We start from the raw sequence: 13,897 nt of genomic DNA on the forward strand, positions 1-13,897 counted from the left end.
ACCTTAAAATACGCATGGGATGTCAAGTGTATTGAAATCAAAAAACCATGCTGAAATGTTGTTTGACATATGTTAAAAACAATGATTAATATTCAAACTGGTTAATGGCAAAAAAGTAAAATAATAGAAAAGAGGAAATAGAAATAAACATAGCTATTTTTCGATATGGATTAGACCTCTTTTTAAGCCAGTTATTTAAAAGAATGTTTACAATTAAGAATATGATGAAGAATAAAAGATCTGCCATTTGTTAAAGTATCGAGAGATGGAGATTGCTTAATTTACTTTAATGACCATTTTTTACCAGATAATTTAGTTTCCAGGATTTAGAAATACTATCTATTTCTTCCTCGCTCAAATCTACAGTATTGCGTGGCTCAGAATTATAATAAAAGAATTTTCCATCTCGATCAGAAACAGAATCTCCGGTTACGGTACTATAAATATTCAATTGCATGACCCGCCCGTTTGAGTCTCTCTTTCTGAATGCATCCATTTCCTTACTTAAAATTGAATTTTCTTTTTCAGAAGGAGTAATGTTTTTCCAGACATGTAAAACTTCATCATCTTTAGGTTTTTTTCTCCAGGATTCCCATCTAAACATATTCTGTCCATTCATATAGTTATCAATTACAGGAATGTTCAGAGATTTTCTTAGCGGATTTGATTTCGCTCCGTATTCTAAATTGTCAATTTTATTTTTTGTGTCAAAATAATCGTAAACCCAATAGATTCCATACCCGAGAATTATTATTAAGAAGAAATTATTTTTAATCAGGTTTAGAATTTTCCTAAGCATATTTCAAAAATAAAAACGAATCATCTAGGTTTAGTAGTAGATCCATAACCGGTTACTACAACACCGCCAACAATTTTATTTGTGTTTTGCACTTTATACTTCTCGAATTTTTCTAACATAACAAAGAGTTTTTAATTTTTGATTAAAAATAAACCAGATAAATGAAAGTAGCAAGCCTCGCGTTTATGGGAAGTAGATTTATAAAATAGAACGAGACCAGGGAGAGATTACCTTCGGTGATCTCCCTATACCACGCCCTGTAAATGCAACCGGCTGTGCTTTTATATCAACCTTTTATTTCTAAAAGCTTTTCCCGAACCGCCTTTTAAGTATCGTTCGTAATCACAAGCTTTTTTCTTATCCTTGAATAAAGATAAGTGTATTAGGGTAACGGGTAATTTATCTTTTGTATAATGAACTTCTTTATTATTATGGGCCTTTAGTCGATTCTTAATATTGACTGTAAAACCGGTATAATAGGTGTTGTTCGTACATTTTAGAATATAAACGGCATAAGGTAATTCCATGATTCAATATATTGAGTCATAAATAAAAATAAGAAAAATATTACAACTTCGCTTTTTCGGTATCTCCGTTACCTCAAAGCTTCGTTGTACGAGTGAAATTTATGAATTGAAAAAGGACGAGTCCACCGAAGCCCGGCAGACTTTTATTGATCTTTGCAGAAGATATTATAAAGTCCTACTTCGCTTTTCGTTACCTTAAAGCTTCGTTGTACGAGTGAAATTTATGAATTGAAAAAGGACGAGTCCACCGAAGCCCGGTAGACTTTTATTGATCTTTGCAGAAGATATTATAAAGCCCTACTTCGCTTTTCGTTACCTTAAAGCTTCGTAGGGCGTAGGTGGAGTCGGGGAGATTCGAACTCCCGTCCAAACAAGCAATTAAAATGCTTTCTACATGCTTAGTTTCCGTTTGATTTTCGATGAGTAACTGACCGGAAACCGCCCATTACTCACTTAGCTTCTTAGAGTTTGAAATTACGACGAAGCTACGCAATTCCTATGTTGACTTTTATGGTGCCTCCGGAAAGATCGCCGTCAACAAGGGCTATCAGGAGACATCTTGCTTCCCGACCTGGTCGGGACTAGGCTAAGACTTACTATAATTCAGTCGATTAAGCAGCTAGAGCGTAGTTATTCTCGCCATTTAAAAAGTGTGAAATATGATATTAACGAGCTGTATCTCAGCGCTCGACATGCTTACATTCCAATTAGACTCGCTGTCAAATCCAGTCGACCCCTTTTCAATGAACTTTTTATTCAGGACAGCAAAGGTAACACAATATTCCAAAATCTTTGCTCATTTGCCAGTATCCACGTATTTTTAGCGCAAAATTTATACCGTTTTTAAAAGTGTCAGTTTTCTTATGACATACTTTTAAATACTAACCAAAAAATATTAGAATCACTTAATTCTGAAAATGAATATGAAATTCGGACTGATCAAGGAACGTAAAAACCCCCCGGACAGAAGAGTTGTATTATCTCCCTCAGCATGTAAAGAAATTGTAGGTACTTATGCAGATGCCGTAGTGGTTGCCGAAAGCTCGGATATACGGGTGTTTAAGGACGCCCAATACGAAAAGGAAGGCATCCCGGTAGTAACCGATGTAAATGATTGCGATGTACTTCTGGGAGTTAAAGAGGTACCGGTTGAAAACCTGATCCCGAATAAGAAATATTTTTTCTTTTCCCATACCATTAAAAAACAACCTTATAACAGGAAATTGCTAAAAGCCATCCTGGAGAAGAATATAGAATTATACGACCACGAGGTGATCACCGGCGAGAACGGACAACGCCTGGTGGCTTTCGGAAGATATGCCGGGATTGTGGGTGCCTATAACGGTGTCAGGGCATACGGGCTGAAAACCGAACTTTTTAAGCTTCCAAAGGCAGAAACTTTACCCGATCAGAGAGCGTTGATAGATGCGCTGAACAGTATTGAATTACCGGCTATAAAGATCCTGCTTACCGGAAAGGGGAGGGTAGGAAACGGTTCCAGGGAAATGCTGGAAGCAATGAATATAAAGGAAGTCTCAGTAGAAGATTATTTGAACAATACTTTTGAAGAGGCTGTATATTGCCAGGTAGATGTTCTTGATTACAATAAGCGTAAGGATGGAAAAGTACTGGACAGGAACGATTTTTATCAGAATGCGGAAGAGTATGAATCCGATTTTATGCGTTTTGCAAAAGTCAGCGACTTCTATATTGCCGGACACTTTTACGGAGACGGAGCACCTTATCTCTTTACGAGAGAGGATGCAAAGTCGCCTGAATTTAATATTAAGGTAGTAGCCGATGTGAGTTGTGATATAGACGGACCCGTGGCATCGACTATCAGAGCATCTTCTATAGCTGATCCTATCTATGGATATGACCCGCAAACCGAGGCAGAAGTATATTTTATGAACCCTGCAGCGGTTGCTGTAATGGCAGTTGATAACCTACCTTGCGAACTTCCCAAGGATGCCAGCGATGGTTTTGGAGAGAGCTTTGTAAAATATGTGATCCCCGCTTTTTTTAATGGCGATAGCAACGGTGTTCTGGAAAGGGCCCGGATGACGCAAAACGGCAAATTAACGGAGCGATACGCCTATTTAGACGATTACGCAAACGGAGATCACTAAAAGATCTCTATTTACCTGCGTACTTTCGTCGATAGACCAGGGCGTTGAACAAGAGGTAACATATAAAAATAAAAAGCCCGAAACTCAGGGTAATACTCCAGGTTTGCTGTGAAGATACCGGTAAAAACATCCGATCTATGGCATTGCCAAGAACCAATCGGGGGTGACGAAGGGCATCCCAGCTGTTGTATCTGGCAAATCGCCCCAGGTATATTCCGAATCCGCAGAGAAAACTAACGATCATCATCAGGAGGTTTATTTTTTGTGCCGGTATCCTGTTCAGGAGCAGCCTTTTCATTTCCAGCATGGATAGTATCCCCAGAATTAGTCCGTTCCAGGCAAAAGAAGCGATCAGAAGTACATCAAACCACAATTTTTCAGAAGACAGATGAGCCAGATGCATAAGATCGGTAATGATATAGGGCGCATTCGGAAGGAACAACAACCATAGAAAAAAGGCAGATACGGTTAAAAACCTGGAGCCGGAAATAGTTCTGCTAAGCCGCATCAGATAAACAATAAAAAACGGAATTGCAGCTAAGAACAGATTCCAGGCCAGGAAAGAGTATGTAAGAGAATGCGTTTTCTGTATCCTCAGGAATAACAGAAGGAAACTGAAAAAGAGGGAGCTGAATAATGCTATCGAAAAAGCAATATTGCTATAGGAATATATTTTTGAACGGATCATAGTAAAAGACAAGGTGTTTAATGATGTACGGATTTGAATAACTTATAGGATTTCGACAGTTGCGAAAAAACCACCGAACAAAGGAATACTAACAGCCATATGAGTAGATTGATAAGAATAACAGCGATCAAACCATATAGAGTAGTGCGTTGATTGAGCGCTTCCTGATCTTTTCCATATAACAGAAAAAGGATCAAAGCAGCGGAAAAGGAAATACCTGCAAAGTATTTCCCAATCCTGCTTAAAATATTTATCAATACCAAAAGAATCTTTAAACTAGTCATGACTCCAGTCGATTTTCCTTGATGCAAACATGACAATAGCCAAAATGCCAAACAGACCAATACTTCCTACAAGGAGCGCGTAGTTCTCCAACTGAATGATCACATAAATAAAGGTATACAGACTACTTAAAGACGCACAGATAAGAAGGGGAAATTTTAGTTTGCCCAAAATGGTTTTGGAATAGGTCGTTATAAGAACAACCACTGCAGAAGCCGCTATAAGATAGGCTTTTAAGAATGTACTGTGTTCGGAAATAGAGATAAGCAGCGTATAAAACATCAGCAGGGCCAGGCCTATCATCAGGTATTGAAACGGATGAATATAGATCTTGCTCATGGTCTGGATAAGGAAGAACACCAGAAAGGTAAGAGCAATGACCAGGTAACCGTATTTGGCCGAGCGTTCACTTTTCTGATATTCGTCTATAGGCATGATCAGGTCTACTCCGAATGCGTATCCGTCGAGATTCGGAAGCCTTTTGAATGCCTGCTGGGAAAATGGCCTGTTTACCTGAAGGATCTTCCATTCGGCTTTAAATCCGTTCTCGTCTATGACCTTGGTTTTATCATCGGGCAAGTAAGTGCCGGAAAAGCTCGGACTATGCCAGTCGGACCCTATCTTTACTTCCGTGGTTCGTCCTATCGGAATAAAACTCAACCGCTCACTCCCTTTGTATTTAAGTACAAAAGAAAAATCAATCGGCTTGTCAACGGGAAGGTCGCTTATACCAATGGTACTGCTTTCCAGGGTATCGAGGATAAGCCCGAAATTGTTGTTTCGATTGCCGGAGAAGATAGGTTGGAAGGAATAGTTGCTCGTACCCATCTGCAGACTTAATTCGTCTTTTATCCCCTTGAGATTGGAAGTTCTGATGAGAATGTTTGCCTTTTCCCAGAGGATATCTTCATCCTTAATACCTTTTGGTTTAAAATCGGGGATGTTGAATTGCCCTGAAACATTCATATCAGCGGTGTACACTACTGTTTCAAAATTGTTTCGATGCAGGAAATCGGAATCCAGACGCACTTCATTTTCTATTTTTTCAGGAAAAAAGTAAGCGTATTCCAGGATCACTTTCTGTTCGCGCTTGGACTCCTTGCCCTCCTTATCCAATACGATCTTTTCTTCATAGGTTTTATACGGAACCCTTAAGATGGGACCGTAAAGCATAACCTCTTCTCCCCATTTTTCATTGATCTCATGAACCACGCTTTGTTGGCGACTGGCCCGTTCATTGATCAGGCTTCTGACATAAGTTAAGGGAATTAGAAGAGTAAGTATCAACAGACCGATCATCAGCATACGGGCTGAGGTGGATCTAAAAAAAGAGTTTTGTTTTTTCTGTGTGTTCATATTAAAGTTATTTAAAAGTACTTTGAATTTCAAAGTATATTGATAAAAAAATTATTGTTTTTTAATTAGTTTTTCCAAAGCATCGATATGTTTTTGAAAGGCAATACGCCCTTCTTTGGTAGCCTTGTATTTGGTATTTGGTTTTCGTTCAACAAATTGCTTTTCCACCATAATATAAGCCTCTTTTTCAAGCGATTTTATATGACTGGCCAGATTGCCGTCGGTTGCTCCCAGCAGCTCCTTCAGCATCTTAAAATCGGCATATTCATTCACCATTAAAACCGACATGATCCCCAGCCGGATCCTGTGGTCAAAAGCCTTGTTGATATTGAGTATTATATTTTTCACCTAAGGAATTTAAGCTTTGTTCTTTCCTTTTCTATTTACTGTCGTACTTAAAATGCATCAAAGCTCCGTAAATTATATGTAAAAACCCAAAACCAATTACCCAAAGCCAGAATCCGTATCCCGGAAGCAGGGCACAGATAAGACCCAGAATGATCTCCGTAATACCCAGGTAGCGAATATAACCCAGCGTGTATTTGGAGGCGTTTACCAAAGCGAGGCCATAAAAAATAAGCATCAGAGAACCTGTCAACCCATAATGGTTGCTCTGGAGTTTTATAAGAATGTAAATGGCACCGGTTACAAGGGGAATTAAAAAATTGATCAGCAATCGCCTGGAAGAAGTATCCCAGATTTTCTCCCCGTTCTTCCTGGCCTTTCGTATGGATAATATAATGGCAGTTACCACACTCAGAAAAGCAATCAGAAAAAGATCGAGCAGAATAAGATTAAATATTTCCCCGTCGAGGATCAGATATCCTCTCGGGCTGTTATGTACCAACCTATAAGCTATAAAAGCTCCGATCAGCGCATACACTCCTGCCAGTATTCCCGAAAGCCCGCTTAGGGAAATAAAACGGGAGGAGCGGTTCATCATATCTTTTATCTCACTGATGTCTTTTAAGTAATCTTTTGATTCCATTTTAAAGTACTTTGAAAAACAAAGTAAGTATAAAAAAATATAACATCAAAATTTTTTGACAGTCTTTCAAAATTCATATTGAAGATTTTTACCATAATTATAGAGTTGATACCTATCAATGGAATAGTTTTTGCGGAGTGAAAGCAAAAGCTTTTAATACTAAAGCTTTCTTAATAAAACACTAAAGAAATAAGAAAATTCAGATAAGGATTTGTTAAAGCCGGATCGAACCGGCGATAAATACTCTTTATTTGTTTTGAGATCAGTTCCCCCCTCAAGGGCGTTTTTGTTGAAACTACCTTGGCCTGAAAACCTTTAGTAAGATTAAAATCAAAGTAAAATGGCTAATTCTACACTTCGATTACTATCTGATATTATAAGGCTTAGCTGTGTCTTGTTCTTCTCTTTTACCTCTTTTTCGTTTGCTCAAAATCAGGAACCGTATTACACACGTACCTTACAGGAATGGAAGGATGCATCCTATGGTGAACTGGTAACATTCCTGGAAAGGCCCGAAGAAATTAAAAGTACTGAGGAAATCGGGGCCATAGCCGATCTGATCCTGAAAGAAGCCTTTAAAAAAAACCGACCTGAATATCCTGTCCAGAGCTATCACCTCCTGGCCAGGGCATATCAGTACAAGGAAAGTTATGAGCTGGGCATTAATAATATTAACCAGGCGATCCGGCATGCCAACCGTCATCCCCGATATCAGGACAAAGCGCCTCTCTATCTTACCAAAGCACTTCTGTTATATGACCTGAAAGATTATGAAGGAGCCATGAAAAATAACCTCAAGGTTCTTTCTTATGCCAAAAAAGAAAAGAACCGGAGAATTAAACTGAAGGTAAATTACAATATCGCTCTGATCAAAACCCGCATGAATAATTTTACAGGGGCTCTGGATATTCATCTGAAAAACTTAAATGCTTTTAAAAATGAGGGGCTTACTGCCTTAAGTAAGGACCATCAGGTGCTTTTCCTTCATACCCTCATTGCCATTTCGAGGATACAAACCGATCTGGAGAACTATAGTGAAGCCAATGAATACTGCAATGAGGTTATAAAATACAGTGAGATCCTGGGGCTCTATAAATACAAGGCCTATGGCTTCCTGGGGCTGGGAAATTTGTATTCCCTGACTTGCAAATATTATAACGCCCTGCAGAATTTAGGTAAGGCAGAGCGTACGGAATTGTATGAAACGGATATTTATTTTCATTCTCAGGTGCACCTATACAGGGCCAGGACCTATTTTCATCAGAAACACTATAAGAAGACGATTAAAGAACTCCATAAGGCTGAAGATTATTTCGACCCCCGTTTTTTTAATCCGCGGGATTCTCATGAGATAAATGTACTCTACGCCAGATCTTATCAGAATTTAGAGGACCTGGAGAGTGCCTCTCGCTATTCCAATAATGCTTTCGACTTCTATGAGAGTAACAAAAGAAGATTGAATGTCATAAATACCAGCCTTACCAGCGAATACGATATGAGTTTTTTAAGAGAAGAGATCGATGAGCTCTCTCTAAGATCTAAAATACAGCGCAATAAATCCTATACTGCCCTGACAGCTCTTCTCCTGGTATCCTTTTTCTTTCTGATCTATTATCAGAAACAACAGGCGAGAAATAAAAGGATATTCGATGCTCTTATTCTTGATCTGGATGCTCAAAAGGATATTACCGTTCTGGAGCCTGTTCGAGTAGCTCAAAAAGAGATAGTACCGAAAAAAGAGGACCGGAAATTTAAGGAGTTACTGGAAAAAATAACGATTTTCGAAAAGGAGAACGGTTATCTGGATAATCACTGTACCCTGAATGAAGTAGCAAAACGGCTAAAGACCAACACCAGTTACCTTTCTAAATTCATCAATAACTACAAAGGGGTTTCCTTTACCAAATACCTCACGGAATTGCGAATAGATTATGCGCTGAATCGTTTAAAGAACGATAAACAATTCAGAAAATATACGATCAAATCCATTGCCCAGGAAGTTGGGTTTAACAGCCCCGAACCCTTTGCCAAGGCCTTTAAGAAGAAAACAGGGATATATCCTTCATATTTTATAAAAAAACTAGGATAAAACTTTTTGCATATTCAGGATAAACCTTACAAAAACAGTTAAAATAAGGGACTTCCCTAAGTTAGTGCCTAATTTTTATTAGTTTGTTACCTCAAATGGTGTTACAAAATAAAGAGTCAAAAAGTGACATACTATCTGACAACTAGTTCTTCCTCTAAAAAAATATTTCTTCTGATCTGTTTTCTTATGTTCAATACTAATGGTTTTACCAGAACATTCGATAATCATTTTTTTGAAAACGGTTTGACGAACTCAGGAGTGAATTACACTTTTATAAAAAAATTTCAGGAAAACACAGATATAGATAGCATCAAAACTTTAGCATCTCATCTTGAGAAAGCAGATCTTTTGAGCTCGGAAGGCAAATATAAAGATGCTATAAAGTATTATTTAGAGGCTTTTAAGGAAGCAAAGAAAGAAAAGGACTGGCTTACTCAGTTAAGAGTAAAGGAAGGAGTTGCCTATATTAAAAATCAGATTAGCGATTTACAGGGCGCTTTAAAGATCCATCAGGAGAACCTGGAATTCCTGGAAACAAAAAAGAAACTCAGCAAAGCAGAACAGAGTCTTTATATGGACATCCTGTTTAATCTGGGAAGAGCTTATTTATATCTTAACGAGTATGAGAAAGCCGAATTTTATTCAGGTAAAATGCTGGAATATTGCCAGGCTCATAATGATCTTTTAAATGAGGCCAAAGCTTTATGCAATTTGGGCGGAACTTATTCTTTTGTGGAGAAATATGCAGATGCTCTTGAAAACCTGAATAAAGCAGAAACCTTAATTTCAAACAGTGAGAATGAGTTTTTAAGAGAACTCATTAATCTTCATAAGGGTAGAACCCTATATGAAATAGGTGAATACGAAGAGGCGATCTCCGAACTACTGAAGATCAATGAAAACAAAAACCCTCTTTTTGGCTATCTGGATTATAAAGAATCATATTCATTATTAGCAAAATCTTATCAGGAAATAAATGATAACGAAAAGACAGTGACCTATTTTGAACGATCTATGGATGTTCTTACGCTTATTGATCAGCAGCGACTGTGGTTGAAATCGGAATTGATAAACGAATTCAATATGACCCTGGCCAATGATCAGATACGCACTTTGACAGGTATTACAACAAGAAAAAGAACTCAATTATATATATTGTCTTTTCTCGGACTGTTTTTACTAATAGGTTTCTTCATTCTGCATCGAAGCATCAGGTTGAGAAATGAAAAAAAGTACCTTGCTTTGATTGAAAAGTTAGATCGTCAGAAAGTGAAATCCAAAGCTGTTAAAAGTAAAAACACTGAAAAAAAAGGCTCGGGTTTAACGGATGATAAAGTAAATGAGATCCTTAGTAAGCTGGAAAAATTTGAAAGCAGTGAAGAATACCTTGCAAATAACCTTACCCTTGCCGAACTGGCAAAAAAACTAAAAACCAACACCACCTACCTGTCAAAAATAATAAATATAGAAAAAGGACTTTCCTTTTCCAGGTACCTTACTGAATTCCGGATTAACTACGCGCTGAAAAGGCTTAAAGAAGATCCGAAGTTTAGATTGTACAGTATATCATCTGTTGCACAGGAAGTAGGGTTTAAGAGTGCAGAACCTTTTGCTAAAGCTTTTAAAGCTAAAACCGGGATCTATCCGTCATATTATATTAAAAAACTACAGGAAGAAGATGTCTGAGGGAGAATCAAAAACTGTATTATTTTAAAGGGATAGAAAATCCTTTTATTGAGAACACAAATTATTTATATCTATGATTAATGTCTCCAGCCCGTCAAGGCACAAAACGACAATGTTATTAACCCTGTTTCTGGTTCTTTTCTTTTCTCCGCTTTCAGGCTTTTCGCAGGAAGACCCAAAGAAAAGCTATGAAGTAATGAAGGAAGAATGGGAGGATAAAACCTATGATGAATTGAATTCTTTTTTTCAGAAAAGTTTTAATTCCAGGGATACTATTGGTATGGGGGTAGCTGCCGATTTAATTCTGGCTTTGGGTGAAAAGGAAAATAAACCGGAGTACACAACCAAAGCCTATATGTTTTATGGCATTTTAAGCTGGGAGACTGATAAACATGAGGATGCGATTGATAAATTGAATATGGCAGTAGCTAACCTGAAGTACTCTGAAAATTATAGGAACAAGGCAGGGATCTATTTTTTTAAAGGAAACTATAATAGAATTCTGGCGAAATATGAAAATGCATTAGAGGATTATCTGGAAGGTTTAAATCTGACTATAATAGAAGGGGAGCCTTATGCAAAAAATTTAGCGTTCTCTTTTAAAGTAAATATTGCTTTGGTTAGAAGTTTGGTCTATGATACCAAGGAGTCCCTTGAAATGTATTTTGATATACTCAGGGAGTTAGAGGCAAAAGAGAATGAAAACATTCGGAATTATTACCTAATGGATATTTACATAGGAATTGCCAAAGCTTATTCAGATCTGGAAAATTATGAAGAGGGAGTTATATATTGTCATAAGACGCTCGAATTTTGTAAAAAACAAAATATAATTGGTGGGCAGATCCTTAGTTTAAATGGTCTGGCAAATATTTATTCCTTAACCGGTGAATATGACAAGGCACTGCAATACCTAAAGGAAGCAGATAATATTCAACTACCCACAGGTAGAGATTATTTTACTTCAGGAACTCATTTATACAGGGCTCGGACATACTATTATTTAAGCCGTTATGAAGATGCTATTTCTGAGCTCAGAAAACTGGAAGAGCTAAATTTAGTAGATAATTATGGCTACTTTTTTCTACAGGAGACATTTGTAATCTATGCGAGATCATATCAGGGACTGGGAGATAAGGAAAACGCAATGATATATTTAAATCAAGGGTTGGAGATCCTGGAAAAGAATGATGAGCGCAAAAATAAAATAAGCAATATTGTTTTTCAAAGGTACAATATGAGTTCTATTCAGGATGAAATTGACCAATTAACCAACGATTCTAAAAAACAACAGGGTAAACTTTATTTTCTTCTTGTGGTTCTGGGAGTTTTATTTGTTGCTTTTTTTGTTTTCTATAGACAATATCAAAGGAAAAACAAAAAGAGATTTAAAGCTTTAATAGATCAGTTAAATCAGGATCGTGTGAATACGGAAACTATTCCGGAAGCGCCGGATCAGGAGAAAAGCCTGAAAATAGAGAATGATAAAGTACGGGAATTGCTGATCAAGCTTGAAAAATTTGAGAAGGAAAAAAAATACCTGGATAGAAATTCTACTTTAACCGAGGTAGCAAAAGATCTGAAAACAAATACTACTTATTTATCCGGGATTATCAATCAATATAAAAACAAATCTTTCAGTAAATATCTGACCGAACTTCGTTTGGATCATGCTATTGATAGAATACAAAAAGATCCGGGTTTCAGAGCTTATACGATAAAAGCGATTGCCCAGGAAGTCGGCTTTAACAATGTAAATCCCTTTGTTAAAGCTTTTAAAGAAAAGACGGGAATTTACCCTTCTTATTTTATCCGCGAACTGAATAAAAAGGAGTCGTAATTTATGAATCGTACTATTTTTTGGTTGGAATGCAATAAAGTAACGGATACTTTTGAAATTGAATTTTAATAAAAATTATCGATGAAGAAAATTAAAAAGTTGGCCCTGAAAAAAATGACTATTGCTTCCATTAAAAATAGCCATAAAATTATTGGAGGAACCGGAACTGATGGTGTTACATTAGCCGATACCGATACGAATGTTGTACCAACAATAACCTGTCCCCATCCGGGATATGATACCTGTCCTGATACTTCCCTCGCGCCGGATTGTGATTGCACACCGACCACGACGCAAGATACAAACACTGGAGCAAATGATTCTATTGGTTGTACCGGTATTTGCTAATAAATAAACATTCTTTGAGAACTTAAAAACATACAGAAGTCATAAATTGTAATACAGACTTTTGTTAATACTTGCTTAAGGAAGAAGAAAAGGAGGCTTTTGACTCCTTTTCTTTGTTTTATGATAAACCTACCACCGTTTTCCTGATCGCTACCAGGTTGGTCAGTAATTTCTCCAGATGATCCAGGTGAAGCATATTCGCTCCGTCGCTTTTAGCATTGGCAGGATCAAAATGTGTTTCCATAAAGAGACCGTCAACTCCCGTTACTATTCCGGCACGGGCTATGGTCTCGATCATATCCGGACGCCCTCCCGTAACTCCGCTCGACTGATTGGGTTGCTGCAGGGAATGGGTAACATCTAATACGGTCGGTGCAAACTGTCTCATGGTCGGGATCCCTCGAAAATCAACTATCATATCCTGATAACCGAACATGGTCCCTCTGTCTGTGATCATGGCCTGCTCGTTCCCGGAATCCGAAACCTTTTTTACAGCATGTTGCATACTTTCAGGGCTCATAAACTGCCCTTTCTTCAGGTTAACTACCTTTCCGGTTTTGGCGGCTGCCACTACAAGATCGGTTTGACGTACCAAAAAAGCAGGGATCTGCAGTACATCTACATAAGCTGCTGCTTTTTCCGCATCCTCAACCTCATGAATATCCGTAACCGTAGGTACATGAAAGGTTTCCGAAACCTTGCGCAGGATCTTAAGCGCTTTTTCATCGCCTATCCCTGTAAAGGAATCGATACGGCTCCGGTTGGCCTTTTTAAAACTACCTTTAAACACATAGGGGATCTCCAGCTTATCCGTAATGCCTATTACCTTTTCGGCAATACGCAGGGCCATATCTTCACCTTCAATGGCACAAGGACCGGCCAAAAGAAAGAAGTTATTACTGTTGGTGTGTTTTAACTGAGGGATCTTGTCTAATTGCATAGGTATATTTTAAAAGTGCAAAGATAGCTGTTTTTGCTTTCAAAAAAGTAATTAAAAAAGACAGAAGCTGTATTCCCGGCAGAAGTGACAAAGCTTATTCAAATAAGAGAATCGAACTTTGCTTTTCTGATACTGTTTTGTTGTTTTTCTGTTGATGCTAATGCATTGATAACTAGTGTTTAATGGTGTTTTAGTGTTGCCCCATTAAATTTTGCATTTAAGTGA

13 protein-coding genes and 1 other RNA gene are annotated in these 13,897 nt (G+C 37.7%); 5 read left to right on the plus strand and 9 right to left on the minus strand.

Features of this window, described 5'->3' with window-relative positions; all coding sequences use genetic code 11:
* Positions 1 to 286: 286 nt before the first annotated feature.
* From GWK08_RS17595 to ssrA, 3 genes are all read right to left on the minus strand, one after another.
* Complete coding sequence (locus GWK08_RS17595; RefSeq protein WP_163608563.1) at positions 287 to 799, minus strand: hypothetical protein; 513 nt, start codon at positions 797 to 799, stop codon at positions 287 to 289.
* 281 nt (positions 800 to 1,080) lie between these two features.
* Positions 1,081 to 1,326, minus strand: a complete 246-nt coding sequence (locus tag GWK08_RS17600; protein WP_163608564.1) for a GIY-YIG nuclease family protein — start codon at positions 1,324 to 1,326, stop codon at positions 1,081 to 1,083.
* Positions 1,327 to 1,662: 336 nt separating this feature from the next.
* Positions 1,663 to 2,063: a transfer-messenger RNA gene (gene ssrA / locus GWK08_RS17605) on the minus strand.
* Positions 2,064 to 2,249: 186 nt separating this feature from the next.
* Here ssrA and GWK08_RS17610 point away from each other — a divergent pair.
* On the plus strand, positions 2,250 to 3,455 hold the full coding sequence (locus GWK08_RS17610; protein WP_163608792.1) for an NAD(P)-dependent oxidoreductase: 1,206 nt from the start codon (positions 2,250 to 2,252) through the stop codon (positions 3,453 to 3,455).
* A gap of 7 nt (positions 3,456 to 3,462) precedes the next feature.
* On the opposite strand, the gene GWK08_RS17615 is transcribed toward GWK08_RS17610, so the two are convergent.
* From GWK08_RS17615 to GWK08_RS17635, 5 genes are read right to left on the minus strand one after another with little or no spacing between them, the layout of a single operon-like run.
* Positions 3,463 to 4,143, minus strand: a complete 681-nt coding sequence (locus tag GWK08_RS17615) for a DUF1361 domain-containing protein (protein ID WP_163608565.1) — start codon at positions 4,141 to 4,143, stop codon at positions 3,463 to 3,465.
* A gap of 17 nt (positions 4,144 to 4,160) precedes the next feature.
* A complete protein-coding gene (locus tag GWK08_RS17620; protein WP_163608566.1) occupies positions 4,161 to 4,427 on the minus strand; it encodes a hypothetical protein in 267 nt (88 codons plus the stop codon).
* Complete coding sequence (gene creD, locus GWK08_RS17625) at positions 4,420 to 5,781, minus strand: cell envelope integrity protein CreD (RefSeq protein WP_163608567.1); 1,362 nt, start codon at positions 5,779 to 5,781, stop codon at positions 4,420 to 4,422. Before creD ends, GWK08_RS17620 begins: the two co-directional genes overlap by 8 nt.
* Positions 5,782 to 5,832: 51 nt before the next feature.
* Entirely contained in the window at positions 5,833 to 6,129 is a 297-nt protein-coding gene (locus GWK08_RS17630; protein ID WP_163608568.1) for a winged helix-turn-helix domain-containing protein, read from the minus strand.
* Between the two features lie 31 nt (positions 6,130 to 6,160).
* Complete coding sequence (locus tag GWK08_RS17635) at positions 6,161 to 6,769, minus strand: hypothetical protein (protein ID WP_163608569.1); 609 nt, start codon at positions 6,767 to 6,769, stop codon at positions 6,161 to 6,163.
* Between the two features lie 340 nt (positions 6,770 to 7,109).
* Here GWK08_RS17635 and GWK08_RS17640 point away from each other — a divergent pair, with 340 nt between their 5' ends.
* The 4 genes from GWK08_RS17640 (at position 7,110) to GWK08_RS17655 (ending at position 12,732) form a co-directional block, all read left to right on the plus strand.
* A complete protein-coding gene (locus tag GWK08_RS17640) occupies positions 7,110 to 8,858 on the plus strand; it encodes a helix-turn-helix domain-containing protein (RefSeq protein WP_163608570.1) in 1,749 nt (582 codons plus the stop codon).
* 186 nt (positions 8,859 to 9,044) lie between these two features.
* Complete coding sequence (locus GWK08_RS17645) at positions 9,045 to 10,544, plus strand: helix-turn-helix domain-containing protein (protein WP_163608571.1); 1,500 nt, start codon at positions 9,045 to 9,047, stop codon at positions 10,542 to 10,544.
* Between the two features lie 112 nt (positions 10,545 to 10,656).
* A complete protein-coding gene (locus GWK08_RS17650; RefSeq protein WP_163608572.1) occupies positions 10,657 to 12,384 on the plus strand; it encodes an AraC family transcriptional regulator in 1,728 nt (575 codons plus the stop codon).
* 81 nt (positions 12,385 to 12,465) lie between these two features.
* Positions 12,466 to 12,732 (plus strand): hypothetical protein, encoded by a 267-nt coding sequence (locus GWK08_RS17655; protein ID WP_163608573.1) that lies wholly within the window; start codon positions 12,466 to 12,468, stop codon positions 12,730 to 12,732.
* Between the two features lie 118 nt (positions 12,733 to 12,850).
* On the opposite strand, the gene kdsA is transcribed toward GWK08_RS17655, so the two are convergent.
* Positions 12,851 to 13,672, minus strand: coding sequence for a 3-deoxy-8-phosphooctulonate synthase (gene kdsA / locus GWK08_RS17660; RefSeq protein ID WP_163608574.1), 822 nt, complete (start codon positions 13,670 to 13,672; stop codon positions 12,851 to 12,853).
* Between the last annotated feature and the right edge of the window lie 225 nt (positions 13,673 to 13,897).

Source organism: Leptobacterium flavescens (assembly GCF_010671605.1).
Taxonomy (GTDB): Bacteria; Bacteroidota; Bacteroidia; order Flavobacteriales; family Flavobacteriaceae; genus Leptobacterium; species Leptobacterium flavescens.

Coding starts and splice junctions, on each gene's coding strand:
- GWK08_RS17595 (WP_163608563.1), bottom strand. CDS start 799: ATGCTTAGGAAAATTCTAAACCTGATTAAAAATAATTTCTTCTTAATA.
- GWK08_RS17600 (WP_163608564.1), bottom strand. CDS start 1,326: ATGGAATTACCTTATGCCGTTTATATTCTAAAATGTACGAACAACACC.
- GWK08_RS17610 (WP_163608792.1), top strand. CDS start 2,250: ATGAAATTCGGACTGATCAAGGAACGTAAAAACCCCCCGGACAGAAGA.
- GWK08_RS17615 (WP_163608565.1), bottom strand. CDS start 4,143: ATGATCCGTTCAAAAATATATTCCTATAGCAATATTGCTTTTTCGATA.
- GWK08_RS17620 (WP_163608566.1), bottom strand. CDS start 4,427: ATGACTAGTTTAAAGATTCTTTTGGTATTGATAAATATTTTAAGCAGG.
- creD (WP_163608567.1), bottom strand. CDS start 5,781: ATGAACACACAGAAAAAACAAAACTCTTTTTTTAGATCCACCTCAGCC.
- GWK08_RS17635 (WP_163608569.1), bottom strand. CDS start 6,769: ATGGAATCAAAAGATTACTTAAAAGACATCAGTGAGATAAAAGATATG.
- GWK08_RS17640 (WP_163608570.1), top strand. CDS start 7,110: ATGGCTAATTCTACACTTCGATTACTATCTGATATTATAAGGCTTAGC.
- GWK08_RS17645 (WP_163608571.1), top strand. CDS start 9,045: ATGTTCAATACTAATGGTTTTACCAGAACATTCGATAATCATTTTTTT.
- GWK08_RS17650 (WP_163608572.1), top strand. CDS start 10,657: ATGTTATTAACCCTGTTTCTGGTTCTTTTCTTTTCTCCGCTTTCAGGC.
- GWK08_RS17655 (WP_163608573.1), top strand. CDS start 12,466: ATGAAGAAAATTAAAAAGTTGGCCCTGAAAAAAATGACTATTGCTTCC.
- kdsA (WP_163608574.1), bottom strand. CDS start 13,672: ATGCAATTAGACAAGATCCCTCAGTTAAAACACACCAACAGTAATAAC.